The organism is Oceanospirillum sp. (genome assembly GCF_982874595.1).
The window spans coordinates 21,780-46,377 of record NZ_CEYNZH010000005.1; the positions used below are offsets into that span (position 1 = coordinate 21,780).

At 50.3% G+C, this 24,598-nt stretch carries 25 protein-coding genes; 15 read left to right on the forward strand and 10 right to left on the reverse strand.

Translation table 11 applies throughout. The annotated features are described in order from the left end of the window. Positions 1-175: 175 nt before the first annotated feature. The 3 genes from AC4GL5_RS03640 to AC4GL5_RS03650 form a co-directional block, all read right to left on the reverse strand. The gene (locus AC4GL5_RS03640) at positions 176-409 is read right to left on the reverse strand and encodes a hypothetical protein (RefSeq protein WP_490381428.1); all 234 of its coding nucleotides are present in this window, start codon (positions 407-409) and stop codon (positions 176-178) included. A 30-nt stretch (positions 410-439) separates the two neighbouring features. Beyond that, entirely contained in the window at positions 440-685 is a 246-nt protein-coding gene (locus AC4GL5_RS03645; RefSeq protein ID WP_490381429.1) for a hypothetical protein, read from the reverse strand. 415 nt (positions 686-1,100) lie between these two features. Next, on the reverse strand, positions 1,101-1,994 hold the full coding sequence (locus AC4GL5_RS03650) for an SURF1 family protein (RefSeq protein ID WP_490381430.1): 894 nt from the start codon (positions 1,992-1,994) through the stop codon (positions 1,101-1,103). 109 nt (positions 1,995-2,103) lie between these two features. On the opposite strand from AC4GL5_RS03650, the gene AC4GL5_RS03655 reads away from it, so the two are divergent. Continuing rightward, positions 2,104-2,313, forward strand: a complete 210-nt coding sequence (locus AC4GL5_RS03655; RefSeq protein ID WP_490381431.1) for a DUF2909 family protein — start codon at positions 2,104-2,106, stop codon at positions 2,311-2,313. 40 nt (positions 2,314-2,353) lie between these two features. On the opposite strand, the gene AC4GL5_RS03660 is transcribed toward AC4GL5_RS03655, so the two are convergent. From AC4GL5_RS03660 to AC4GL5_RS03680, 5 genes are all read right to left on the reverse strand, one after another. Beyond that, the gene (locus AC4GL5_RS03660) at positions 2,354-3,265 is read right to left on the reverse strand and encodes a cytochrome c oxidase subunit 3 (RefSeq protein WP_490381432.1); all 912 of its coding nucleotides are present in this window, start codon (positions 3,263-3,265) and stop codon (positions 2,354-2,356) included. A 10-nt stretch (positions 3,266-3,275) separates the two neighbouring features. Then, positions 3,276-3,905, reverse strand: coding sequence for a cytochrome c oxidase assembly protein (locus tag AC4GL5_RS03665; RefSeq protein ID WP_490381433.1), 630 nt, complete (start codon positions 3,903-3,905; stop codon positions 3,276-3,278). Positions 3,906-3,976: 71 nt separating this feature from the next. Next, the gene (gene ctaD, locus AC4GL5_RS03670) at positions 3,977-5,587 is read right to left on the reverse strand and encodes a cytochrome c oxidase subunit I (protein ID WP_490381434.1); all 1,611 of its coding nucleotides are present in this window, start codon (positions 5,585-5,587) and stop codon (positions 3,977-3,979) included. An 11-nt stretch (positions 5,588-5,598) separates the two neighbouring features. Further along, entirely contained in the window at positions 5,599-6,783 is a 1,185-nt protein-coding gene (coxB, locus tag AC4GL5_RS03675; protein ID WP_490381435.1) for a cytochrome c oxidase subunit II, read from the reverse strand. 307 nt (positions 6,784-7,090) lie between these two features. Then, positions 7,091-7,318 (reverse strand): DUF2970 domain-containing protein, encoded by a 228-nt coding sequence (locus AC4GL5_RS03680; RefSeq protein WP_490381436.1) that lies wholly within the window; start codon positions 7,316-7,318, stop codon positions 7,091-7,093. Between the two features lie 78 nt (positions 7,319-7,396). Between AC4GL5_RS03680 and AC4GL5_RS03685 the strand changes: the two genes are divergently transcribed. Both AC4GL5_RS03685 and AC4GL5_RS03690 read left to right on the forward strand, forming a co-directional pair. Next, positions 7,397-9,325, forward strand: a complete 1,929-nt coding sequence (locus tag AC4GL5_RS03685) for a diguanylate cyclase domain-containing protein (RefSeq protein WP_490381437.1) — start codon at positions 7,397-7,399, stop codon at positions 9,323-9,325. A 60-nt stretch (positions 9,326-9,385) separates the two neighbouring features. Then, positions 9,386-9,847, forward strand: a complete 462-nt coding sequence (locus AC4GL5_RS03690) for a hypothetical protein (RefSeq protein WP_490381438.1) — start codon at positions 9,386-9,388, stop codon at positions 9,845-9,847. A gap of 7 nt (positions 9,848-9,854) precedes the next feature. Here AC4GL5_RS03690 and AC4GL5_RS03695 read toward each other — a convergent pair whose 3' ends face one another. Beyond that, a complete protein-coding gene (locus AC4GL5_RS03695; RefSeq protein ID WP_490381439.1) occupies positions 9,855-10,814 on the reverse strand; it encodes a LysR family transcriptional regulator in 960 nt (319 codons plus the stop codon). A 147-nt stretch (positions 10,815-10,961) separates the two neighbouring features. Here AC4GL5_RS03695 and AC4GL5_RS03700 point away from each other — a divergent pair, with 147 nt between their 5' ends. From AC4GL5_RS03700 to AC4GL5_RS03725, 6 genes are all read left to right on the forward strand, one after another. Continuing rightward, a complete protein-coding gene (locus tag AC4GL5_RS03700) occupies positions 10,962-12,191 on the forward strand; it encodes a CaiB/BaiF CoA transferase family protein (RefSeq protein ID WP_490381440.1) in 1,230 nt (409 codons plus the stop codon). Between the two features lie 675 nt (positions 12,192-12,866). Next, positions 12,867-13,886, forward strand: a complete 1,020-nt coding sequence (locus AC4GL5_RS03705) for a TRAP transporter substrate-binding protein (protein WP_490381441.1) — start codon at positions 12,867-12,869, stop codon at positions 13,884-13,886. Between the two features lie 86 nt (positions 13,887-13,972). After that, positions 13,973-14,527, forward strand: a complete 555-nt coding sequence (locus AC4GL5_RS03710) for a TRAP transporter small permease subunit (protein WP_490381442.1) — start codon at positions 13,973-13,975, stop codon at positions 14,525-14,527. Next, entirely contained in the window at positions 14,517-15,833 is a 1,317-nt protein-coding gene (locus tag AC4GL5_RS03715) for a TRAP transporter large permease (RefSeq protein ID WP_490381443.1), read from the forward strand. Before AC4GL5_RS03710 ends, AC4GL5_RS03715 begins: the two co-directional genes overlap by 11 nt. A gap of 25 nt (positions 15,834-15,858) precedes the next feature. Continuing rightward, a complete protein-coding gene (locus AC4GL5_RS03720) occupies positions 15,859-16,296 on the forward strand; it encodes a universal stress protein (protein WP_490381444.1) in 438 nt (145 codons plus the stop codon). Positions 16,297-16,492: 196 nt separating this feature from the next. Further along, entirely contained in the window at positions 16,493-18,220 is a 1,728-nt protein-coding gene (locus tag AC4GL5_RS03725) for a potassium/proton antiporter (RefSeq protein ID WP_490381445.1), read from the forward strand. On the opposite strand, the gene csiR is transcribed toward AC4GL5_RS03725, so the two are convergent. Next, positions 18,217-18,954 (reverse strand): DNA-binding transcriptional regulator CsiR, encoded by a 738-nt coding sequence (gene csiR, locus AC4GL5_RS03730; protein WP_490381446.1) that lies wholly within the window; start codon positions 18,952-18,954, stop codon positions 18,217-18,219. The two genes, AC4GL5_RS03725 and csiR, sit on opposite strands and share 4 nt — an antisense overlap. On the opposite strand from csiR, the gene AC4GL5_RS03735 reads away from it, so the two are divergent. From AC4GL5_RS03735 to AC4GL5_RS03760, 6 genes are all read left to right on the forward strand, one after another. Continuing rightward, complete coding sequence (locus tag AC4GL5_RS03735) at positions 18,941-19,147, forward strand: hypothetical protein (RefSeq protein WP_490381447.1); 207 nt, start codon at positions 18,941-18,943, stop codon at positions 19,145-19,147. The genes csiR and AC4GL5_RS03735 overlap by 14 nt on opposite strands. Before the next feature lie 119 nt (positions 19,148-19,266). Then, positions 19,267-20,241, forward strand: a complete 975-nt coding sequence (gene glaH / locus AC4GL5_RS03740; protein WP_490381448.1) for a glutarate dioxygenase GlaH — start codon at positions 19,267-19,269, stop codon at positions 20,239-20,241. Between the two features lie 240 nt (positions 20,242-20,481). Continuing rightward, positions 20,482-21,675 carry an L-2-hydroxyglutarate oxidase gene (gene lhgO, locus AC4GL5_RS03745; RefSeq protein WP_490381449.1) on the forward strand — a complete coding sequence of 398 codons (1,194 nt, stop codon included), beginning with the start codon at positions 20,482-20,484 and terminating at the stop codon, positions 21,673-21,675. A 170-nt stretch (positions 21,676-21,845) separates the two neighbouring features. Then, a complete protein-coding gene (locus AC4GL5_RS03750) occupies positions 21,846-22,544 on the forward strand; it encodes a hypothetical protein (protein ID WP_490381450.1) in 699 nt (232 codons plus the stop codon). A 38-nt stretch (positions 22,545-22,582) separates the two neighbouring features. Continuing rightward, positions 22,583-22,816 carry a type II toxin-antitoxin system Phd/YefM family antitoxin gene (locus AC4GL5_RS03755; protein ID WP_490381451.1) on the forward strand — a complete coding sequence of 78 codons (234 nt, stop codon included), beginning with the start codon at positions 22,583-22,585 and terminating at the stop codon, positions 22,814-22,816. Positions 22,817-23,041: 225 nt separating this feature from the next. After that, positions 23,042-24,220: an acyl-CoA dehydrogenase gene (locus AC4GL5_RS03760; protein ID WP_490381452.1), complete on the forward strand. Its 1,179-nt coding sequence runs from the start codon at positions 23,042-23,044 to the stop codon at positions 24,218-24,220. The last annotated feature ends 378 nt before the right edge of the window (positions 24,221-24,598 follow it).

A 24,598-nucleotide genomic window follows, 5' to 3' on the forward strand; every position in this document is an offset into this window, starting at 1 on the left:
TGTTTGTTTAGTGGTTTGTCAGGTTCTTCGCAGTGACAGGTCTTTGCGTTGTTCACTCTTCTAAAGCTAGCAAAGAATTAAAAGGCTGCGCGGTTTTTAGAGGGGAGATTTGAAACTTGAAAAAATAAAAGCCAGTGGGCACATTGCGTGTCGCACTGGCTTTTGGAATACATTGTCAGATAAATCGAACAATGTATTTCTCACCATCAGGATCCTCTTCGTAGAACTTAGAGCCCTTCTGCTGAGCATCTTTTAGCATTAGGTAGAGGTTTATGGCTCTTTCTAATACAGGCAGTGCTTCGCTGAATTTTTCAGTATCAGCTGCATCCAGAATTTTCCGTTCGAGTTCTTCTGAAATTCTAACTCTGCGGTCAGCCGGATTTTTCTTGGTACTTTGTGTATTCATCATAGTCGACCTATAAAGCCGTATCTATTAGTGCTAGGAGAGATAATCGACAAATGTAATTACGGCAGCTCCTGCGCTTACTGTCATTAACAAATAGTTTGCTAATGACATCACAGATACATTGTTGTGTTTCGAACTTTCTGTAACCTCCTCTAAAATGTAGCTTTTGGTTTTCTTGGTTAATCGAAATCCGCTCATTGTTGCTTTGTCAGTTTTCGTTTCAACAGCATCAATTTGAATTTCGTTTTCTATGGTGTTGTAAGTTTTACGGTATTTCATAAAGGAGAAATATTCCGAACAACGCCACTAGCCACCCTTTTCGGCAGTTTGCCGAACCTGCTTGGACATTAAATGGCTTTATTCACATTTGGGGTGGTTTTTATTCCAAGCTGGTAAAGTCTGTACAAATTAGTGTTTGTCATATGTTTTTTCCTTTTTTGAAAGACAGCTACACTCACTTGAGTCTGTAGAATGTCTTTTTTGGTTTTAAAAATGGACAAAATCGTTCCGATAAAGGGTTGTTTTCCTCTCTTTCTCCTTATTTGCAAGACAGCTACACTCATTTGAGTCTGTAGAATGTCTTCTTGGGTTTTAAAAAGGGACAAAAACGTCCCGCTCAAGGTCTATTTTCCTCTATTCTGCTTATATGTCAATAGCTTTCTAAGACTAATGTTTAGTTTTTGGGGTGTGGTTGTTATTGATGGTCTTCAATCTGGAGGTTGCGTCGCCAAAACGGACGACTCCACATCAGCGTGAAGGTAAAGGCGAGGGCGAACCACTGTACGCTGTAGCCGATATGTTGCTCCGGCTGCATATTGGGGCTGGTGGGGCGGGGAACCATAACACCCGGTTGTCCGGCATCGGAAAGGCGGAACTCATAATCCGGCAGAGGGTGCCCGGTAATCTCACTGAGCTGCAGGGCCGACAGCTGTTGTACCCGAACCGGCCAGGTGAGATTCAGTGGTTCAGGCTGCAGATCGCTTTGCAGGGCTTTAGCCTGAACCTGAATGCTGACCGGCAGCAGAGGTGTTTCAAATTGCGGCCGTTCACTTCTTAAGCGAGGAGCTTCAATCCAGCCACGATTGACCAGAATCCAGTGGGGCGTGCTATTGGGGGCGGTTCCGATCAGCCGGAAAGGGGTCAGCAGGTGATAACCCACCCGCCCTTCATAGGTGCGGTTGTCCAGCAGAATGGAGCGATCAGGATCATAGATACCGTACAGCTGATACTGACTATAGGGGGCCAGTACCGCCAGAGGAGCGGGAGCCGATGAGGTGTCATTCCAGAGCTGAGCTTCCAGGACCTCCTGAGGCAGAGGCTGAGCGCGACCCAGCCTGATCTGTTCCAGCAGGTGTTCTTTTTCATCTGCCCGTTCCAGCTGCCAGAAGCCAAGACCGATACAGAGCACAATCACCGCCAGCATGAGCAGATGAAAACTCAGTCCGGGAAGCCTTGCCATCAGATAAGCGCCACGGAACTGCAGGGCTTTGTTATCACGGGCTTGTTGGCTTGTCTGGTTTTCAGGAGAACCTCTGCGCCGCTTATCGTGATGATCGGGCGGTTTGTTCTCTGGAGGCGATGTCGTCATATCAGAAATCCGGCTTTGGCTGTCGCACCGTCAGGCAGCTAAGCTTAACAGCACAGATGTGTTCGTTGTCCGAATCAGGTGTCGTTCATTCAGAGTATCAGGAGCACCCATGCTGAAGTTATTGATAGCGGTATTATTTGTCGCGGTTGTTCTCAGTTTAGCAGCCGGTCTTCTGTTTTTGCTAAAACCGAAAAGTGAACTGGCCAGCGTGCGCCTGCTGACCTCGTTGAAATTCCGGATCGGATTAACGGTGTTGTTGCTGATGCTGCTGGTTTGGGGCTTTGCCACCGGAGCGCTGCATTCGCAGGCTCCGTGGTAAAAGAGGGATCTGTTAGTCAGATAGGTTTCTCGCGAGGGGATCAGAAGACATAAACAAACAGGAAAAGTCCCAGCCAGACCACATCAACAAAGTGCCAGTACCAGGCTGCTGCTTCAAAGCCGAAATGTTCTTTCGCGGTAAAGTGTCCTTTCAGAATCCGCAGCAACATCACCAGCAGAATAATACTGCCCATGGTGACATGCAGACCGTGAAAGCCGGTGAGAATAAAGAAGGTGCCACCATAGATGCCGGACTCAAGGGTTAATCCCAGTTTGGTATATGCCTCAATATACTCTTCCGCCTGAATCACCAGAAATGCAGCACCGAGCAGCAGCGTCAGTGCCAGCCAGCTGGCAAGCGCCCCCCGCTTGTTCGCCCTTAGGGCCTGGTGCGCGATGGTCAGGGTGACGCTGGATGTGACCAGGAGTACGGTGTTGATCAGCGGCAGATGCCAGGGATCAATAATCTGCTGGGGGCCGGAATAGGCTGAGGTATCCGGTGGTGTCATCAGCGGCCACTGGGCGACAAACTCCGGCCAGAGCAGTTCATGGGTCATCGCATTACTGCCATCACCACCCAACCAGGGAACCGCCAGCTGGCGCACATAGAAGAGCGCCCCGAAGAAGGCGGCAAAGAACATCACTTCTGAGAAGATAAACCAACCCATACCCCAGCGGAATGAGCGATCCATCTTTTCATCGTAGAGGCCGGACATGCTCTCTTCGATCACATTGCGGAACCAGCCAAAGAACATCCAGATAATGATGAGTGCGCCCACTACAGAGAGCCAGCGCAGAGGACTGTCCGGATGGTTCAGCATCTGCCCTGTGCCGAACATCAGCAGAAAAAGCCCTGTGGCGGCAACAATCGGCCAGTGACTCTGGTGGGGCACATAGTAGGACTGATGATGCTCTTCAGGATGTGCGTCTGATGAGTGAGTTACGGTTGCCATAATTGCCTCCTCAGAGGTCTGAAGCCAGAGCCGGTGTGTCAGGCAAAGTTGGTTTATCCAGTAAAGCCAGTGCCTGTGCGTTATCCGTGCTGCTGGTGATATCAAAAAGAGTGTAAGCCAGTGTCAGGGTGCCGATATGTTCCGGTAGTTTGGGGTCTACCCGAAACAGCAGGGTCATCTGCTGATTGGCTCCGGGGTTGAGTTCCTGCTGTTCAAAGCAGAAACACTGGGTTTTCAGCAGGTATTCTGCCCCTTCTGACGGGCTGACACTGGGCACCGCCTGTGCCGTCATACGCTGGGTTGTCGGGTTAACGACCGTAAAGCTAACCCTGCGCAGCTCGCCGGGATGCACCCGCACTTTGCGTTCGGTGGCTTCAAACTCCCAGTTCATGCCCGCATTTTTATTGGTCAGAAACTGCACCGTGACCCAGCGGCTTTTATCCACCAGTAAACCGTCTTCTATGGCGTAGGCTTTACCACTGGTTTTGCCGTTCAGGCCTGTGATGTCGCAAAACACGTCATACAGGGGCACCAGTAGAAAGCCGAAGGCGAACATGCCCAGAGATGCCAGCACCAGACGTTTCACAGTTCTGGCAGGCTTTCCCGCTGGCTTGGTTTGATCTGAATCGGGAGACGACATAACACTGCCCTCTGTTTATTCGTGGTAAAGCGACAGATTCCCTGATGGTCTCTGTCGCTATCTTAAAAGCCCTATTTCACTTCCGGTGGCGCACTGAAGGTGTGGTAAGGCGCAGGAGACGCGACTTCCCATTCCAGACCTTCGGCACCTTCCCAGGGTTTGGCCTCTGCCTGTTTGCCGCCACGAATGCACTTGATCACGATGTAGAGGAACAGCAGCTGGCTGAAGCCGAACAGGAAGCCCCCGATACTGGCGATCATATTGAAGTCGACAAACTGCAGAGCGTAGTCGGGAATCCGGCGCGGCATGCCCGCAAGGCCGATAAAGTGCATCGGGAAGAAGGTCAGGTTCACCCCGATCATCGATAGCCAGAAGTGCCATTTGCCGAGGCACTCGTTGTACATATTGCCGGTCCACTTCGGCAGCCAGTAATAGGCACCGGCGATAATGGAGAACACCGCCCCCGGCACCAGAACATAGTGGAAGTGAGCCACCACAAAGTAGGTGTCGTGGTACTGGAAGTCTGCCGGCGAGATCGCCAGCATCAGACCGGAGAAACCGCCAATGGTGAAGAGCACAATAAAGCCGATGGCAAACAGCATAGGCGTTTCAAAGGTCATCGCCCCACGGAACATGGTGCTGACCCAGTTAAAGACTTTTACCCCTGTCGGCACCGCAATCAGCATGGTGGAGTACATAAAGAATAATTCTCCGGCCAGCGGCAGTCCCACCGTGAACATATGGTGCGCCCAGACGATAAAGGAGAGCAGGGCGATGGATGCTGTGGCATAAACCATAGAGGCGTAGCCAAACAGACGCTTGCGGCTGAAGGCGGGCACAATATGGGAGATGATGCCAAAGGCGGGCAGGATCATGATGTAGACCTCTGGGTGCCCGAAGAACCAGAACAGGTGCTGGAACAGAACCGGGTCACCGCCGCCACCGGCGTCAAAGAAGCTGGTGCCGAAGTGAATATCCATCAGCATCATGGTGATCACGCCAGCCAGCACCGGCATCACCGCAATCAGCAGGAAGGCGGTGATCAGCCAGGTCCAGACAAAGAGTGGCATCTTCATCATGGTCATGCCGGGAGCGCGCATATTGAGGATGGTGGCGATGACGTTGATCGCCCCCATAATGGAGCTGATCCCCATCATGTGTACCGAGAAGATAAAGAAGGTCACACTGGGCGGCGCGTAAGTGGTGGAAAGCGGCGCGTAGAAGGTCCAGCCAAAGTTTGGCCCGCCCCCTTCCATCAGCAGGGTGGAGAGCAGCATGGCGAAGGCAAAGGGAAGAATCCAGAAACTCAGGTTGTTCATCCTTGGCAATGCCATATCCGGCGCTCCCACCATCATGGGGATCATCCAATTCGCCAGACCCACAAAGGCGGGCATGACCGCACCAAACACCATAATCAGCCCGTGCATGGTGGTCATCTGATTAAAGAATTCCGGCTGCACCAGTTGCAGTCCCGGCTGGAACAGTTCGCTGCGGATCACCAGCGCCATACAGCCGCCGGTCAGGAACATAATAAAGCTGAACCAGAGGTAAAGCGTGCCGATGTCCTTATGGTTGGTAGTGTAGATCCAGCGGGTGATGCCCTTGGCCGGACCGTGATGATCGTGCCCGCTCTGGTCGCTTTTTGACGGGCTTTGAGATGTGCTCTGTGCAATATCAGACATGATGCTTCTCCTCACTGACCCGCTTTCAGATGTTGCTGAATGTCCTGCGGCGTGACCATCTCACCTGTGTTATTTCCCCAGGCGTTACGTTCGTAGGTGATCACGGCGGCCAGATCGACAGGATCAAACTGGCTGCCGTAAGCCGCCATTGCGGTTCCGGCTTTACCGAACAGCACAATATGGATGTGACCCTCTTTGTCTTGTGTTGCCAGAGGACTGTCTTTGAGGGCGGGGAAGGCTCCGGGAATACCCATGCCGTTAGGCTGATGGCAGGCTGCACAGGCGGTGTTGTAAACCTGCTCACCTTTGGCAACCAACTCTTCAAGTGTCCACTCTTTAGCGGCGGAAGCGGTTTTAGCGGCTTTGGCAGACTGTTGCTCAGCAACCCAGGCCTGATACTCCTCAGGAGGCACGGCTTTGACCACAATCGGCATAAAGCCATGGTCTTTACCGCACAGCTCAGCACACTGGCCACGGTAGACGCCGGGCTTGTCGATTTTGGTCCAGGCCTCGTTGATAAAGCCGGGAATGGCGTCTTTTTTCACGGCAAAATCCGGCACCCACCAGGAGTGGATGACATCATTGGAGGTCAGCAGGAAGCGGATCTTTTGAGCGACGGGAACCACCACAGCGTTATCGACTTCCAGCAGGTAGTGCTCGTTCTTTTCGGCCTGATTATTGATCTGTTCTTTCGGTGTGGTCAGATTGCTGAAGAAGTCGATCTCTTCGTTCAGGTACTGATAGCGCCATTTCCACTGGTAACCGGTGATCTGGATATCCACTTCCGCATCTGAGGTGTCGTACATCTGACGCAGGGTCGCGGTAGCAGGAATCGCCATGCCCACCAGAATCAGCAGGGGGATCACGGTCCAGAGAATCTCGACAAAGGTACTTTCGTGGAAGCTGGCCGCCTTGGCACCACGGGATTTGCGGTGGTGGAAAATGGACCAGAACATGACACCGAATACGATCAGGCCGATCACCACACAGATCCAGAAGATGATCATGTGCAGGCTGTAAACCGAGGCGCTGATTTCGGTCACACCCACCGGCATATTCAGTTCCCAATCGGCGAAGGCCTTGGGAGACAGAGCCAGCTGCAACAGCAGCAGGTTCGACAGTACAGCGATTGAAGAGGATTTGCGCAGCAGTAATCCTGCACAGGACCTTTGAGTCCTTTTGCATACAGTATCCATGGGCCCACCTTTTTATTATTTTGCGGTTGGCTTAATAGGTTATTCCCAGCTCCGGTGAGACGCGGCCAAAGCTATTCGCTTTGTGGCCGTGGGGTGGATCTGTAGCGTTTAATCAGAGCCTGGAATGCACAATTATTGTGTTCAGGGCCGGTATCTGGCCGATTTCTCGTCTTGAACATGCTTGAGTATAGACGGGGTTTATCGGGCGGCAATTTTTCAGATGTAAAAAATTATTAAGGGTTTTTCAGCTATTTCGCGGCAAGATGTTGCTTATATCTGTTGTTTTGCTGCATTTTTGATTTTGGTGTTAGTTGGCCGTTATCCATCGAACCAGAACCACCAGCAGAAAAATAAGGATCACTGTCATTGTGATTCCCACCAGGATATAGGGCCATGGCGAGTTTTTACCAAAGTCATGCTGGCGCTTATCTTCGCTCTGAACTCCGATAAAAGCGGCCAGAACACTTTGTATGACGGAGAGAATTGAGCGTATGATGCTTTTTTTTTGCACTATATATAACTTAACAGATTGCATAATTGGGCTCCTCGGCTCAGTGCTTTTGCAGATGGTTTATGGGTCACTCATTGACTCCTGACAGAAGAGATCTTTTCATTGAATGCTGTAGAACTGACAACGCCCGGTGTATTGGCGAATAACAATCTTCTGCTCTGGATGCTGGTGTTCGTTAGCCTGCTCTGCGTGGTGCTGGTTATGCTTTTGATACGCGCGCAGCGGCGTAATCAACAGTGCCTGAATCAACACGAGCTCAGAGATCAGGGAAGCCAGCATTTAACCGCCAGTCATCAGTTATTGCGTCATCTGGTTGATCACCTGCCTCAGTTGATTGCGGCTAAAGATCAACAAGGGGTCTACATAGAGTGTAATCAAAGCTATCTGGATTTTCTGGGACTTTCCCGGGAAGCGGTCGTCGGCAAGCGGACAAAGGATGTGTTTGCCGGTAATGATATCTACCGGTCTATGGATGAGCAGGATGAACAGGTGCGGCTTTCCAAGACTGCTCGCTCACAGTCTCGCTGGCTTACCAGTGCCGATAACGAATTACGGCTGATTTCTACCCAGAAGCTTCCCTTGATCGATGCATCTGATCGACTCTGGGGCGTGCTGAGTATCAGCGAAGATACCACCACAGAGAATCAGATGCGCCAGATCGATAAGCACCGTAATTGGGTGCTGGAACAGCTGGCGCAAGGTGCGCCTCTTTATGACATCCTGAATGAACTTGTTGTCTTCACCGAAGCGCTTTATCCGGGACTGCTTTGCTCTGTTTTGTTACTGGATGATCGAGATCAGACTCTCCAGCTGGGAGCTGCTCCGAGTCTGCCGGATTTCTATAACGATGCGGTAGATGGCCTCAGAATAGGCGAAGGCGTTGGCTCCTGCGGAACAGCGGCTTATACCGGACGACCTGTCATTGTTAGTGATATTCAGCACCATCCTTACTGGGACGGTTATAAGGAACTGACCTCTAAGGCCGGCTTAGCGGCCTGTTGGTCGATGCCGGTAAAAAATCGTCAGGGTAAGATCCTGGGTACTTTTGCGCTTTATTACTCAGAACCAGCTGACCCGACTTCGGACCAGATGGAGCTGATGATGGTGAATGCCCATCTTGCTGCGATCGCTATCGAAGCGGCCAGAATGGATGAGCAGTTATCCCAGCTATCCCAGGCCGTTGAGCACTCCGCCAGCTTTGTGGTCATTGCTGATAGCGAACAGCGCATGGATTACGTCAATCACAGCCTGATAGATGCGACCGGGTATCAGGGGGATCAGCTTAAAGGCCAGCCGATCACTTTGCTGGCGGCAGATGATGAAGATCCTGAGCTTCAGGAACGTATCCGCCAGACTGTTGAACAAGGCGATACCTGGCACGGTGAGCGCCGATTCAAAAGTAAAGATGGCGAAGGCTTTTGGGTCATGAGTTCTATTGCGCCGATTCGTAATAGCGATAATAAAGTGACACATCTGGTCTGTGTCAGCGAAGACATCACGGCACTTAAGGAAGATCAGGAGCGGATGGCACGTCTGGCGTTCTATGACTCTTTAACGGGGCTTGCTAACCGACGACTGTTCAAAGATCGTCTGGATGTGACCCTTAAACAAGCCCAGCGACAACGGCAGTCTCTGGCATTGCTCTATCTGGATCTTGATCGCTTTAAAGCCGTTAACGATGACTACGGGCATGAAGTGGGTGATGAATTGCTGAAAGAAGTTGCTCTGCGGTTACAGAATACATTGCGGGAAAGTGATGTGATCGCCCGCATTGGGGGCGATGAATTTAATATTATCCTGCCGGATATTGCTGATGGTGCCGCTGCAGAGCAGGTTGCAGACAAGGTATTAAAGGCAGTGGTTCAGCCGTTTGCGACCGGAGGCACTGAGCTGGAAGTCTCAGCCAGTATCGGCCTGACGCTCTATCCGGATGATGGATTAGATGCCAAGCAGTTGATCAAAAACGCCGATGTGGCCATGTATCGCAGTAAAGCTCAGGGCAGAAATTGTCGTCTGCGCTATACTGGCTGATGTTTCATAAATGCAGAACCTTTTTATCTGTCCGGCTAAAACAGCAGGGAGTCTTGTGTAATGAAAATGGATCCTATCAATTCACCGGGTTCGGCTCAGGCGGCGCAAAAAATAGGCACTCAGTATGGCGCTGAAAAGGCCGTAGCACCTTCATCCGCGACTATGGCCGAAGTACAGACTTCAGCAGTAGATTTTACCCACATGACACGAAACGAACTGCTTTCATGGGGGCTGGCTCAGCATGACAAGGGGCAGCTGTCAGGCGATGCTATGGATGCTATCTGGTCGCTGAGTTTAAATACGTCCGGATTGAGATTGACCGCTGACGGCCGTGTTGAGCGGGCATTTACCCCGGAAGAGATGAAGCTTCAGGATAGTACCGAGAAAGTTGATTTTTTCAGCCTTGCTGAGAAAAGAGTGGATTTCGCCCGCTCTACTGGTGATTCTGAAAACGCAGAATTCTGGCAGCAGGCATTAGCTATGATGCAGCATTATCAGAGCGGTTTCTCGGCCGAAGCTTAGGTCGCGGTTATTTTTTAGGTGCCAGCGGCAGTGTTGGTGCACTGCCCTGGTTCTCCAGAGCGAGAGGTTGTTTGTCCTGATCGCTGATCAGACGGTCAGTGAGCTGTTCCTGCATAAAATCCACAAAGGCGCGACTGGCTTTTGACAGATAGTGGTTGCGCTTCCAGCCAAGGCCGATATTCAGAGGAATGCGGGGATTAAAAGGGATCGCTTTAAGGTTATCGTCCGGTTGGATAATGCCGGACAGTACGGTACTGATGCCCACGCCATTGCTCACCATGGATTTCAGCAGTTCAATCAGGTTGGTTTCAAAACGAATATCCAGCTTGATATGGTGCTGTTTTGAGAACTTACTCACTGCTTCCCGCAGGAAATAGCCTTCCCGGAACAAAATTAACGGCTCGCGACAAAAAGTATCCAGCGTGATGGTGTCATGGTTGGCAAGTTGATGATCGTCAGGAATGCAGGCGACGATCTCCTCGTGAAAAAGCTCGACACTACGGATCTGCTCATGGGGGCGGTCCAGTCTTACCAGAGCAATATCCAGTTCGCCTTCCAAAAGCATCTGTTGCAGTGATGCCGTACCCGCTTCTACCAGATTGATGCGAACTCGCGGATATTTACGCTTAAACTGCGCCAGAATTTCCGGCAGATAGTAGGAGCTGAGCATACTGGATGCACCAAACTGAATGGTGCCGGTTTCAAAGCCTTTAAGTTCCTGCAGCTCAAGCTCGGCATCCCCTACGGCATCCAGAATTTTCTGCGCATGTCGCAGCAGAACTTTACCGTCAGAGGTCAGGGCCATCTTGCGCTCGGCACGGTTGACCAGCTTCAGATCAACTTCTTCTTCCAGCTTTTTGATGGCCATGCTTAGCGCTGGTTGTGCAATTCCGAGGTAGGTAGCGGTGTGGGTGAAGTTACCGATCTGTGCCAGCGCACAGAAATACTTGAGGCGCTTAATATCCATGACTCACCATTCACGATAGTTATTAAAACTATACCTACTATATATTGTAATTATCGTTGCCGTCTCGTTAATTTGCTAAGGATAAGACAAATAATAAAGCGACAAGCTACTCCTTACCGGAGCAGCGTGCGAATTAGGGAGAATCTTATGGGCGCGCTATCTCATATTCGTGTACTGGATATGAGCCGTATTCTTGCAGGCCCCTGGGCCGGTCAGATGCTGGCGGATCTGGGAGCCGATGTGATTAAAATCGAACGGCCTGAGCGCGGTGATGATACCCGCAGCTGGGGACCGCCGTGGATGCCTGTTGCCGACGATAAGCGCGGGGAGGCTGCCTATTACCTTTGCGCGAATCGCAACAAGCGATCATTGGCATTGGATATTACCAGCCCTCAGGGTCAGGAGATTATCCGAAGCCTGGCCGCGCAGAGCGATATCCTGCTGGAAAACTACAAAGTCGGCGGCCTGAAAAAATACGAGCTGGATTACGACAGCCTTAAAGCCGTTAACCCAAAACTGATCTATTGCTCCATTACCGGCTTCGGTCAGGATGGGCCTTATGCCAAGAGGGCCGGTTATGATTTTCTGATTCAGGCGATGAGTGGTCTGATGAGTATTACCGGTGAGAAAGATGGCCGTCCCGGAGCAGGTCCACAGAAAGTGGGTGTTGCACTGACCGATGTGCTGACCGGCATGTATGCGACTACCGGCGTGCTGGCCGCACTGGCTGCACGGGAGCAGACCGGTGAGGGCCAGTATATCGATGTTGCTTTGATGGATGTTCAGGTCGCTTGTCTTGCCAATCAGGCGATGAACTATCTGGTGTCCGGTAACTCGCCAACCCGATTGGGTAATGCTCATCCTAATATTGTGCCTTACCAGAGCTTTGAAACCTCGGATGGTTACATGATTCTGGCAATCGGGAACGATGACCAGTTTGCCAAATTCTGTCAGGAGGCCGGTCAGCCGCAGCTGGCAGAAGATGGACGCTTTGTCAGTAATGCTCAGCGGGTCGCAAACCGCGAGGCTCTGGTCGCTTTGCTGGAACCCTTGGTCAGAAAGCGGACAACCGCAGACTGGATCGCTGCGCTGGAAGCGCGCTCGGTTCCTTGTGGTCCGATCAACAGTATCGGGGAAGCTTTTGATGACCCTCAGATCAAAGCGCGGGAGATGAAGATTGATATTCCACACCCAACAGCGGTCAGTGGTCGTTCTCCATCTGTGGCCAACCCTTTGAAGATGTCCGGTACACCGATCACCTATGATAATCCTGCACCCATGCTGGGAGAGCACACCCGCAAAATACTGGAAGAAACAGGGCTGTCAGAGGAACAGATTGAAAACCTGTTGGCGAAAGGTGTGATATCCGGTCAGTAGCGAGTTAGAAGAAAAGTTTTAGATACCGAGTGGTATATACGCTTAATCTTTAGTCTAAAAGGCATGTCGGGAGACATGCCTTTTTGGTTTTTTAATGGTGGTGTAAATGACACTTTTTCGGGGGAGGAAAAAAGAGCTCCGAGGTCATTTTTCTGTCCGGGCAAAAAACAAAAAAGCCCTAAAATAAGGCGTTGTTAATAAAGCCTTGCGCTGAGAAAGGCCTGAAAGCCGTACGGTTATTGGATTTGTTCATGAGGCAGATCAATTTCTGAAAGCGCTTAAATAGCTATCTTGTTGAAATTAAACGCTTATTTTTTCTTGCTGATCTAAGCTGATGCAGCATTTTTCATTTTTGCCCATCAATAATGCATAAGCTTAAGTATCAAAAAAAATTATGATAAATATAAATGTCATATTCTTTACTTATTTAACGTGTCTATATACCTTCGGGGTTAGTCTGCGATGACATGCTGCTGACAGCTGAGTAAATAGACTATTTTCTTAGCTGGAACTGGTAGCTCTCCTTTAGGTAAGCTATCGGCAGGTTGCACGTCTTGTAGTCCCGATGATGTCCTCTTATCGTCGACCCTATTGCCGGTTTAAAACCACTACAGATGGTTATCCCGGTGCAGATGATGCCCCTAAACTGAAATAACAATTAAAGTGAGCAAAAAGATGCTGAAAAAAATCGGTCAACTCAAGAAACAGATTCTGACAGGCTCCCTGGCAGCCGTAATGGGCCTGGGTGCCATGACTTCCACTGCACAGGCTGCAGAGCATAACTGGCGTTTTGCTAACCTGTACTCCCGTGGTACTGCTTTCGGTGAAGTTTACGGCAATATGGCTAAGAACATCGAAGAGATGTCCGGTGGCCGTATCTCCGTAAAAATGATGTACGCTGGTGAAGGTGTTTCCACTACCGGTATTCTGGGTGCGGTTAAATCCGGCCTGATCACGATGGGTGCGCACTTCCAGCCAATGAATGCCGGTGAACTGCCAGCAGGTATCGTTGAAGTAGGCCTGCCTGGTGGTACTGCAGACGTTGCTAAGCTGAGCGTTCTGTTCCACGAAGATGGCTGGAACGAAGTTCTGACTAAAGCGTATGGCGAGCAAGGTCTGGTTTATCTGGATCCGTACATCCAGCCACCTGTATACCTGCTGACCAAGAAGCCAATCAACTCTGTTGAAGACTTTAAAGGTCTGAAACTGCGTGCTCCGGGCGCATACGGCAAGTTCGTTCGTAACCTGGGTGCATCTCCTGTATCTATGACCTGGAGCGAGATCTACACCGGTCTGGCTACTGGCGTAATCGACGGTTCTATCGGTTCTAACCTGATCGATCACCGCGATGGTAACCACGTAGAAGTGGCTAAGTACATGTACCGTCTGCCTCTGGCTGGCGCACAGGTACTGCCTGTTGTTGTTAACAAAAAAGCATGGGACAAACTGCCTGCTGACCTGAAAGCGATCGTTAAAGCAGCGACGACTGTTCACGCTCGTGAGCAGATGACTAAATCTCGTCTGTGGGAAGCTGAAGCAATCGCTGATATGGAAGCGAAAGGCATGAAGTGGAGCCCAGAGCCAAGCGAAGCTGACAAAGCAGCATGGGCGAAAGCGGGTGAGTCTCTGTGGGACGAGTACGCTAAGTCTGACAAATACAGTGCTGAGCTGATTGAGATTCTGAAAAAGAAATAAGTCATAGACTTATTGGGATCTCAGGTTCCGTTGTTAAATAAAGGGCGTACTCCGCCCTTTATTTTTTTTACTGCAGGCATAAAGTTATGGTCAAAAAAATATTCATATTTTACTGCTCATGGATTGATCGGTTGGTTCGCGTTATAGGGAAAAGTGTCTCTGTTTTAATGCCCCTTCTGGCAGCCGTTATTGCCTATGAGGTTGGTTCCCGTTACCTCTTCAATCAACCAACAATCTGGGCGCAGGATCTTGCCCTGTTCCTCTTTGCATATTTGGTGGGCTTAGGGGGAGCGTATGCCTATCAGAAAAAGACACACATTAATGTTGATATCCTCTATCTGGCTGTTTCACCTAAGACAAAACGCATCTTTGACGTTTTGACAGGTATTCTCGCCGCATTCTTCATGTTTGTTCTAATGATGATCGCGTATGAAAAATTTGGCGAAGCTCTGCAGTTTAACTATCGCAAAATGAGTAACTGGGCGCCGCACACCCATCATTTCTGGATGATGCTGGTGATATCCGGTGCACTGATTACGCTGCAGATCACCAGCAATATGGTGAAAGATATTTATTACGTTATTGCGGGTAAGGCGCTGATCGCTGAGCCGGAAGAAGAGGACACAGAAGATGGGAATTGAGTTGCTCAGCGGTATTCTGCTGCTCTGTATTCTGGTGAGCTTTGCCCTTGGTGCGCCGGTTGGTTTTGCATTGGGCGGTATCGCCATGGCCGTAGGTTATGCAACCTGGGGTGAAGGCATTTTCAATATTCTGCCCAACACGTTTGAAGCGACATTGTTCAGCTTCATCCTGCTGGCGATTCCTCTGTATATCTATATGGGGCAGCTGCTGACCCGGTCCGGTATTGGCGATGCGATGTTTAACGCCAGTCAGCTGGTTATCGGTAAAATTCGTGGTTCGCTGGCGATCAGTGTGATCGGTGTTTGCTCCATGATCGGTGCCATGGTGGGTATCATAGGAGCTGGTATCATGACCTCCGGTTCCATCGCGCTGAAGCCGATGCTGGATCGTGGTTACGACAAGCGTCTGGCGTTGGGTGTGATCATGGCCGGTGGCGGTCTGGGTATCCTGATTCCGCCAAGTGTGCCTATGATTATGTTCGCGGCATCAACCCAGAACTCCGTGGGTAAGATGTTTATCGCGGCGCTGTTCCCGGCTCTGCTGGCGATTATCGTCATGGTGCTCTATATCCTGATCAGCTGCAAAATGAATCCCGATCGAGCCCCTCTGGGGACCGGTGCTGAATCTAAGATGACACCGAAAGAGAAGGCCCGCACCTTGCGTGATGGCTTTATGTCGGTGCTCCTGATCTTCGCTGTTCTGGGCAGTATTATCAGTGGTATTGCAACGCCAACCGAGTCCGGTGCTATTGGTGTTGTTGGCGCGATTATTCTGGCCTTTTTCTTTAAGCGTTTCCGTCTGGGGATGTTTAAGATGGCGGGCATGGAAACCGCAATGCTGGTTTCTGTTGCGATGTGGATTATCTTGGGTGCAACCCTGTTCAGTAATTTCCACCTACTGATGGGCGTTCAGGATATGATCGCCAGCTTCACCAAGGATCTGGGACTTCCGCCGCTGGGTGTGATTATCCTGATGCAGCTGGTGATGCTGGGTCTGGGCTTTATCATCGACGAATTCATTATCGTTCTGATGTGCGCGCCTCTGTTCACGCCTATCGTTGTTGATCTGGGCTTTGATCCGATCTGGTTCGGTATCCTGATGATTCTGAACATTGAGATCGCGGTACAAACTCCACCTTATGGCTTCGCACTTTTCTATCTTAAAGGTATTGCGCCGCCGGATGTCACCATGCTCGATATCTATAAATCGGTGACACCTTTCATTCTGCTGAAACTGATGGTACTGATCATCTGTATGCTGAATCCTGATCTGGTGATGTGGCTACCAAATATGGTCATGGGCTGACGATTTCTCTGATAAGGGTTGAATCATGTACAACACAGTATTGATCCCAATGGATCTGGAACATGAAGATATGTTTCCGAAAGCAGTTGCCCTGGCGCAACAGCTGATTGGTGATGAGAAAGGTGAGATCCACGCTATCTATGTGGATCAGACCCAGGTGCATCAGGGTAATTTTGGTATTACCGACGATGCCGTGCAGGGTGCCCGTGAGGCGATGAAACAGGAAGTGAAAACACTGTTTAAAAAATACGTGCCGGAACATCTGCGCGGTAAGTGTCGTGTTAAAGCCGGTGTGGTTTACGACATCGTCCTGGAAGAGGCGGATAAGGTAAAACCTGAGGTGATTATTGTTGCCGCAGGTCGCCCCGGATTTTCCAGTTATCTGCTGGGCTCTAATGCCGAGAAGATTCTGCGTCATGCGAACTGTTCTGTTTTTGTCATACGTGACGAAAATAAATGGTAAGCAGTATCTGACTCTGCGTTGAGCGCAAAAAAAACGGCCGCTTCGGACAATTTCGAAGCGGCCGTTTTTTTATGGTTACTTATCGGTACGGGATTCCCCTCAACGTTTTTAGATTGATAAGGGAATTTTTTCTTTGGCATCAGAGGTGTAGCATTGGGCTTCTGATTAATCCCCCTGAATCTGTGGGAGCCCTCCGGTGGATAACCTGAATCTTGTTTTTCTGATTGCGGCTGGTTTGCTCTGTCTGAGTATTCTGGCAAGCCGCATCTCAGCCCGAATGGGTATGCCTCTGTTATTGGTTTTTCTTGGCATCGGTATGCTCGCTGGTGAGGATGGGCTGGGAGGTATTGATTTCTCAAATTTTGAGGCGGCTTATGTGATCGGCCATCTGGCGCTGGCGGTTATTCTGCTGGATGGCGGTATGAGAACCCGATTGACGACCTTTCGGGTTGGCCTGAAACCAGCCCTTTCGATGGCGACATTAGGTGTTGTGGTTACCAGCGGTCTCACCGGACTAATGGCGATGTGGTTGTTTAACCTGACCTTGCTGGAAGGATTGCTGGTCGGTGCGATCGTCGGTTCTACCGATGCCGCAGCTGTATTTTCCATGCTGGGTGGTAAAGGTGTGCGGCTGAATGAGAGGGTGAGTGCGACCCTTGAGATCGAGTCCGGCACCAACGACCCGATGGCGATCTTTATGACTGTCACGCTTATTACGCTGCTGACTCAGCCTCAGGCCGATCTCTGGGCGGCAGGACTGATGTTTATTAAACAATTTGGTATCGGTTTGCCCTTTGGCTGGCTAGCGGGCACGCTGTTCTCCCGTTTATTAAAACGTTTGGATCTGGCTCCCGGACTCTATCCTTTGCTGGTCACAGGCGCTGGGCTTGGCCTTTTTGCGACCACTAATCTGTTGGGTGGCAGCGGTTTTATCGCGATTTATCTGGCGGGGCTGATTGTGGGGAATAGCCGTTCATCTCACCTGCAGTATATTCTACCGGTGAATGATGGCTTGGCTTGGTTAAGTCAGATCGGCCTCTTCCTGATTTTGGGGCTTCTTGTGACGCCTCATCAGATGTGGGGAATCGCACTACCGGCAACCGCTCTGGCGCTGGGGATGATTCTATTGGCTCGGCCTTTGGCGGTGCTGATATGCCTGAAACCTTTTTTCCGTTTTAATCTCCGGGAGTTGAGCTTTATTTCCTGGGTTGGGTTAAGGGGCGCGGTGCCTATCGTGCTGGCGATTTTTCCGGTGATTGCCCAGGTTGAGCAATCTCATCTCTACTTTAATATCGCCTTTCACGTGGTTCTGATATCGCTGTTGATTCAGGGGAGTACCCTGCCCTTGGCGGCACGGTGGCTAAAAATGGAATTACCACCGGAGTTTGAACCTAAAAAGCGTTCCCGCCTGGGGATCTATCCGGAAGATGATTATGAGTTTCTGATCTATCGCTTAACCTCAGACAGCTTAAATGATGTAGAGCTCAGACGGCTAAGGTTTCCCTCCGGAGCCAGGATAGCTGCGCTTTTTCGCGATGAACGCCTGGTCCACCCTTCCGGAAGTACTCAGCTTCAGCAGCATGATGTGGTCTGCATTATCGGCCGGGAAACCGATATCCCGGTGCTGAGTAAAATGTTTGATGAGGCTCCCAGGCTGAGCAAAGAGAAAGCCCGAAGCTTTTTTGGTGATTTCACACTCAGTGGCGATGCCCCGCTGAAAGATCTGGCAGCGTTGTACGGGTTGACCATTAGTCCTGACCAGAAAGACCAGACTTTGGGTGCGTTATTGAGTAATCGTTTTGGTGATCACCCGGTTGTGGGTGATCAGTTTGAGTGGCATGGCATTCGATGGACGGTGGTAGAAGTGGAAGGTGATACGATTACCAAAGTGGGCCTTAAACCGCTTGAGCAGATAAAGGATTAATTCACCTGTTGTGGCAGTAACCCCTTGATAATAGCGATAGGGCTGAGGATATGGCTGTACATAAGCTCGGTAGCCTTGGCCTTGTTGCGGTTCAGTAGGGCATCAACCAGTTCAGCATGTTCCTGACGTTTCTCTTCCAGCGCACTTTGAGAGAATACCGTCTGCTTTAACCACAGCTGGCGATAGCGTTCAGCCTGATCCAGCAGGGAAGCCCGCATCTCCAGTAGTTTCGGAGAACCACAACCGTTCACAATCGCCTGATGGAAAGACTTATGACGGCGATCCCACACCTGCAGCATCTCCTCAGGCGTGTTGACCTCATTAACCCGTGACAGCTTATGGGCTTCGCCCAGAACATCGGCTTCCCAGTCTTCATCGCCACGCTCAACCGCAAGACCGGTAATCAAGGCTTCCAAATGGGCGCGGGCATCATAGATATCGGTCAGCTCTTCAACAGACATTTCGGCCACACGGAAGCCGCGCTGACTGATAGCCGTGACCAGACGATCCGCCACCAGTTGTGACAGCGCCTCACGCATGGGGCCTGCACCAATCTCATAGTGACTTTTCAGATGGCTCATCAGCAGTTTGTCACCGGGCTGGTATGCTCCATTGATAATGTCCTGCTTCAGCAAACGATAGGCGATAGTGGCCTGATTGGCTTTGCTGCCTTCCACCACGTCTTTCTCGGAAACGCTTGTGGCGTTGCCCTGGTTCTGTGTGCTGTTTGTCACTGACGTATTCATCTTCCGGTTGGTTCCATCGGTTGCGCGTGCTGCTGATTATAAACAGAGTATCCGCCCTTACAACTCAGAGCCGATCTCTTTACCTGCTTATCGGAGTGCTTTGCTGTTCATCGCAGGTGCTTTTTCTGCGGCACAAAATGCTATTTTATCTTTAATAGCAAAAAATGTAGATATTTTTTAAAAATGAATATATTATCTGTTCATCGAGGCATTTTAAGTGTCCAAGCGGCTCAACCCAGAGCCATAAAAACGTAAAACCCCTATTAGCAGCATGTTTAAGCACTGCAGGAGCCACTAAAGATGAGCACTGTTATCGAACGCCACGGCCTGACCGCTGGTACTGAATACAAAGGTTTCACCGTTTCTGTTTCTGAGCAGAGCAACGGCCGTCTACTTGAGCTGAAGTTCAACAAAGAAACGGTTGAGAAATTCTTCGCAGCGATCGAAGAGTGGCCGATTCAGGCGCTGGAATATAAATCTTTCCTGCGTTTCCGTGTGGCTAAAGTTCTGGATGATCTGTGCGGTAACAAACTGCACGGCTTCCTGGTAGACACTCTGACTGATCGTCAGACTGGTGCGCTGCTGATCACTCCTGAAGGCCTGGACGATGTATCCCAGGCTGACGATATGGTGCGTTTCACCACGGCGGTTTCTCACCTGATGGGTCGTTCTAACTTTGACGCGATGAGCGGCAAATACTACGCACGTTTTGCAGTTGTGAACCAGGACAACTCTGACAGTTACCTGCGTCAGCCACACCGCGTAATGGAGCTGCACAACGACGGTACTTACGTTGAAGAAGACACTGACTTCAACCTGATGCTGAAAATCGACGAGCAGAACATGGAAGGCGGTAACTCCCTTCTGCTGCACCTGGACGACTGGGAAGATCTGGAGAAATTCTCTACTCACCCACTGGCGTACCGTCCGATCCGTTGGGCTGTACCACCAAGCAAGAACATCTCTAAAGACATCTACCACCCGGTATTCGATCTGGATGTAAACGGTGACGTAATCACCTCTTACATCGATCAGTTTGCACAGCCTGCAAACTTGGAAGAAGGTGTATGGTTGTCTGAGCTGGGCGAGTCTTTCGAATCCAGCAAAGGTATTCAGTCTATCCGTGTACCTGTAGGTAGCTTCCTGCTGATCAACAACCACATGTGGCTGCACGGCCGTGACAAGTTCACGCCACACCCGGAGCTGCGTCGTGAACTGATGCGTCAGCGTGGTTACTTCACGCACAAGAAAACCCTGCGCAAGCCACGCCAGTAATCCGGTCAACGGTTGACCCGTTCACGGTGACCTTTCAACGGTTGATCTGTTACTAGTGAAAAAACGTGGAAGCAAAAGCCGGAAACATGATGGTTTCCGGCTGACCTGAGGGTTATCCTTCGGTCCTTACCCTGCCTGGAAGCACTTTGCTTCCGGCGGGGTAAATTGCCTTATAGACACTGCATTTCTGTAAGTCGGATTTCGCCTTACAGAAGCTATTCGCGCCAAGCGAGGAACAGAATGTACGATTACATCATCATTGGCGGCGGCATCGTCGGTATGTCTACAGCCATGCAACTGCTGCAACAAAAACCGGATGCCAAGCTGCTGGTTCTGGAAAAAGAAGCTCAGGTAGCGAATCACCAGACCGGTCATAACTCAGGTGTGATTCACGCCGGTGTTTACTACACGCCGGGCAGCCTGAAAGCGAAATTCTGTCTGGAAGGTAACAAAGCCACTAAAGCTTTCTGTGATGAAAACAACATCCCTTACGATGAGTGCGGCAAGCTGCTGGTTGCCACCAATGATATCGAAATGGAGCGCATGAAGGCCCTGTGGGAACGTACCGAAGCTAACGGCATCGAGCGTTACTGGCTGAACGCAGAAGAGCTGAAAGAGCGTGAGCCGAACATTACCGGTATCGGCGGCATCTTCGTACCTTCAAGCGGCATCGTCAGCTACCGTCGTGTGACCGAAGTGATGGCTGACAAAGTTCGTGAAGCAGGCGGTGATATCGAATTTAACTGCGAAGTTAAAGCGCTGAAAGAAACTGATTCTGAAGTGGTTGTGACTACCAGCCGTGGTTCTTTCACCAGTAAGTACATGATCTCCTGTTCCGGCCTGATGGCAGACCGCATTGTGCGTATGTTGGGTATCAAGCCTAAGTTCAAGATCTGCCCGTTCCGTGGCGAGTACTACCTGCTGAAGCCGGAGCACAATCAGGTTGTAAACCACCTGATCTACCCGATTCCTGATCCGAGCATGCCGTTCCTGGGCGTGCACCTGACCCGTATGATCGACGGCACCGTAACCGTAGGTCCTAACGCGGTAATGGCGTGGAAACGTGAAGGTTATAAGAAGACCGATATCTCCCTGAAAGACAGCATCGAAGCGCTGACTTATCCGGGTATCCTGAAGGTACTGAAAGACAACCTGAAGCCAGGTCTGATCGAGATGAAGAACTCCATCTTCAAAGGCGGCTACCTGAAGGAAGTGAACAAGTACTGCCCGATCATCAAGAAATCCGATCTGGGTGCCTACCCAGCGGGTGTTCGTGCTCAGGCGGTATCGGAAGATGGCAAGCTGGTCGACGACTTCCTGTTCGTTAAAACCAAGCGCACCATCAACGTATGTAACGCGCCATCACCGGCCGCGACCTCTGCGATCCCGATTGGTAAACATATTCTGGAAGAGGCTGCTGCGAACTTCGCGTAAGCACTTTCAGATTGCCAATCGTGCGCAGACTGGCTGTACAAAAGAAGCCCCGTAACCGAAAGCCGGTTACGGGGCTTTTTGTTCATTGATATGTGGATAGTAGGTCGTGCAATCAGGTAATGTCCGTCAAGCTATTTAAATATCGCGATGGATTAGCGAGGGAATCAAAAGTGGATATAGACCTTACAAAGCCAAATGAGCTTCCGATTGAGTTTAAAAAGCGACTTCGCAGTTTTGAAGCGCTGTGCAAGGAATATGAGTTTTCCGAAAAGCTGATCGGTCACCGCGAAGTTTCTGTTTTAGTCAGAGATATTAATCAATACTGTAATGATAACCGAATCATAGGTGTCCATTACACGCGGGCTGTACCCGATAGTATTCGCAGACTTGGTCTACTTTTGCGAAGTGGCGATCAGATAAGAAAAGACTTTTTGGATCAGCATGGTTATCTGTTCTCTGACACAGAAATATCTGAAATTAAGAGACGGTGGGCAAACTACTTTACCCCTTCACAGAGTTCTATAAGAGACCACCGTATATTCTTTAACTTTACAGAAGTTGAACTTGGTGAAAGTGGAGCTGAATACTTGCTTGGCCTTTATGGCGGGGAACAGGTCGGTATGTGCTTTGAATTAGATGAAGCTTTAGGCGTAAAGCTAGGTCGGATAGGTAATCCTCTTGTGGTTCGTTGTTCTTTAGATCCTAGTCAAATGTCTACTTTCTCTGAGCATCCATGGGGAGAAATACTCGTTTCTTCTTTCCATCTTGAAATTAATCCTAATGCGCACAGAATTGACCAAGACGCTTATCAGGAATGTCCTGTAAAGCCTGAAGATATTGTTGAAGTAAGAGTGTTGGAGGAGCGCTAGCACATTGATAGTTAGGAGGATTTCTTATGGGGGAATATATGCAAAAATTTAACTTATCTACTGCGGATAATTGCCTTAAATCTGTATTGGAGCGTATTGATGATGCAGATATCGCTGTCATCACCCGTGAAGATGCTGATGATGCGGTGGTTATGTCTATGAGTCATTACACTAGCCTGATGGAAACCCTTCACCTGCTACGTTCTCCAGAAAATTCGGCGCACTTAAGCCGCTCTATCAGCCAGTATCGGGCAAGCCGTTCCGTCGGTTGAGCGGTTTCTTTAAGCTGAAATAACGCCTCTGTTCATTGCCCTGCTTCAATTAAGGTCATTGAAAATGACCCGTGCGTCACTTTGATAATCCCTCGTTATAGAAAATATACAATTCATATATTGTACTTATCGTTCTGCCCTCGCTAACTTCGATGTATCAGATCTCTCTATCGATCTCGTAAATGAATAATTCTAAAAGCCAAAGAAAGACAGAGGTTAACGAACATGAGCCAACGCGCCGCATTTAATTGGGAAGACCCGTTCAATCTGGATCAGCAACTCACGGAAGAAGAGCGCATGGTGCGCGATATGGCCCGTGAATACTGCCAGAGCAAGCTTCAGCCACGGGTTCTGCAGGCTAACCGCGATGAGATTTTCCACCGCGAAATTATGAATGAAATGGGTGAGATGGGCCTTCTGGGCAGCACCTTGCCGGAAAAATACGGCTGTTCAGATGTAAACCATGTTTGCTATGGCTTGGTGGCTCGTGAAGTTGAGCGTGTAGACAGTGGTTACCGCTCTGCGATGAGTGTGCAGTCCTCTCTGGTGATGCACCCGATCTACGCGTATGGCTCTGAAGAGCAGCGTGAAAAATATCTGCCGAAGCTGGCTACCGGTGAGTGGGTTGGATGCTTTGGTCTGACTGAGCCGGACGTCGGTTCTGATCCGGGTGGTATGAAAACCCGTGCCGAGCGCGTTGACGGTGGTTTCCGCGTGACCGGTGCAAAAATGTGGATCACTAACTCACCAATTGCTGATGTGATGGTGGTTTGGGCGAAGCTGGAAGGTGAGATCCACGGCTTTATTCTGGAGCGTGGTATGGAAGGTCTGACCACGCCTAAGATTGAAGGCAAGTTCTCGCTACGTGCCTCTATCACCGGTGAAATTGTGATGGACAATGTATTCGTTCCTGAAGCGAACCTGCTACCTAATGTGAAAGGTCTTAAAGGCCCGTTCGGCTGTCTGAACAAAGCCCGTTACGGTATCGCCTGGGGTGCTCTGGGTGCGGCGGAATTCTGCTGGCACGCGGCGCGTCAGTACTCGCTGGATCGTATCCAGTTTAATCGTCCTCTGGCAGCGACTCAGCTGGTACAGAAGAAACTGGCGGATATGCAGACTGAAATCACGCTGGGTCTGCAGGGTTGTCTGCAGGCGGGTCGTCTGATGGACGAGGGCAACTGCCCGGTTGAGCTGATCTCTCTGATCAAGCGCAATTCATGTGGTAAGTCGCTGGATATCGCCCGTGTTGCCCGTGATATGCACGGTGGTAACGGTATCTCTGACGAGTTCCACGTGATTCGTCACGCCATGAACCTGGAAGCCGTGAACACCTATGAAGGTACTCATGACATCCACGCTCTGATTTTGGGTCGTGCCCAGACCGGTATTCAGGCGTTCGGCTAAGCCGGATACCCCTGATGCCGTGCAAAACACACTCTGTGTCCTACGGTTAGAGATCCGGGCGGTGTTCGGTCGTCGTCACCGCCTCTAGCTTGCTTGCTGAACTAACCGTGCTTTAGCCTGCCCTCTGTGGCAGGCTTTTTTTGTTTTGCACTACAGGTTTTTGCCGGGAAGTTGATTGAAGGCGCTTTGGGACACGTTCCCAAAGAGGTAAACTGACAGGCCTTTTTCTGGTCAGGACTTATGCCTAATAGCCTGAGGCCGGAAATAAGGTCACGGTTACCGGAGCCTAAAAAATAACTGCTGCTCTTGTCTGCCCTGACAGGAGCGCACTAAAGCAGAAATAAAAATACCGGAACCCCGTTATTATTTGGAGGAAGT

Coding starts and splice junctions, on each gene's coding strand:
- ctaD (WP_490381434.1), bottom strand. CDS start 5,587: ATGTCTGATATTGCACAGAGCACATCTCAAAGCCCGTCAAAAAGCGAC.
- AC4GL5_RS03760 (WP_490381452.1), top strand. CDS start 23,042: ATGAGCCAACGCGCCGCATTTAATTGGGAAGACCCGTTCAATCTGGAT.
- lhgO (WP_490381449.1), top strand. CDS start 20,482: ATGTACGATTACATCATCATTGGCGGCGGCATCGTCGGTATGTCTACA.
- AC4GL5_RS03755 (WP_490381451.1), top strand. CDS start 22,583: ATGCAAAAATTTAACTTATCTACTGCGGATAATTGCCTTAAATCTGTA.
- AC4GL5_RS03715 (WP_490381443.1), top strand. CDS start 14,517: ATGGGAATTGAGTTGCTCAGCGGTATTCTGCTGCTCTGTATTCTGGTG.
- AC4GL5_RS03645 (WP_490381429.1), bottom strand. CDS start 685: ATGAAATACCGTAAAACTTACAACACCATAGAAAACGAAATTCAAATT.
- glaH (WP_490381448.1), top strand. CDS start 19,267: ATGAGCACTGTTATCGAACGCCACGGCCTGACCGCTGGTACTGAATAC.
- AC4GL5_RS03695 (WP_490381439.1), bottom strand. CDS start 10,814: ATGGATATTAAGCGCCTCAAGTATTTCTGTGCGCTGGCACAGATCGGT.
- AC4GL5_RS03720 (WP_490381444.1), top strand. CDS start 15,859: ATGTACAACACAGTATTGATCCCAATGGATCTGGAACATGAAGATATG.
- coxB (WP_490381435.1), bottom strand. CDS start 6,783: ATGGATACTGTATGCAAAAGGACTCAAAGGTCCTGTGCAGGATTACTG.
- AC4GL5_RS03660 (WP_490381432.1), bottom strand. CDS start 3,265: ATGGCAACCGTAACTCACTCATCAGACGCACATCCTGAAGAGCATCAT.
- AC4GL5_RS03640 (WP_490381428.1), bottom strand. CDS start 409: ATGATGAATACACAAAGTACCAAGAAAAATCCGGCTGACCGCAGAGTT.
- AC4GL5_RS03705 (WP_490381441.1), top strand. CDS start 12,867: ATGCTGAAAAAAATCGGTCAACTCAAGAAACAGATTCTGACAGGCTCC.
- AC4GL5_RS03700 (WP_490381440.1), top strand. CDS start 10,962: ATGGGCGCGCTATCTCATATTCGTGTACTGGATATGAGCCGTATTCTT.
- AC4GL5_RS03665 (WP_490381433.1), bottom strand. CDS start 3,905: ATGTCGTCTCCCGATTCAGATCAAACCAAGCCAGCGGGAAAGCCTGCC.
- AC4GL5_RS03650 (WP_490381430.1), bottom strand. CDS start 1,994: ATGACGACATCGCCTCCAGAGAACAAACCGCCCGATCATCACGATAAG.
- AC4GL5_RS03690 (WP_490381438.1), top strand. CDS start 9,386: ATGAAAATGGATCCTATCAATTCACCGGGTTCGGCTCAGGCGGCGCAA.
- AC4GL5_RS03655 (WP_490381431.1), top strand. CDS start 2,104: ATGCTGAAGTTATTGATAGCGGTATTATTTGTCGCGGTTGTTCTCAGT.
- AC4GL5_RS03710 (WP_490381442.1), top strand. CDS start 13,973: ATGGTCAAAAAAATATTCATATTTTACTGCTCATGGATTGATCGGTTG.
- AC4GL5_RS03680 (WP_490381436.1), bottom strand. CDS start 7,318: ATGCAATCTGTTAAGTTATATATAGTGCAAAAAAAAAGCATCATACGC.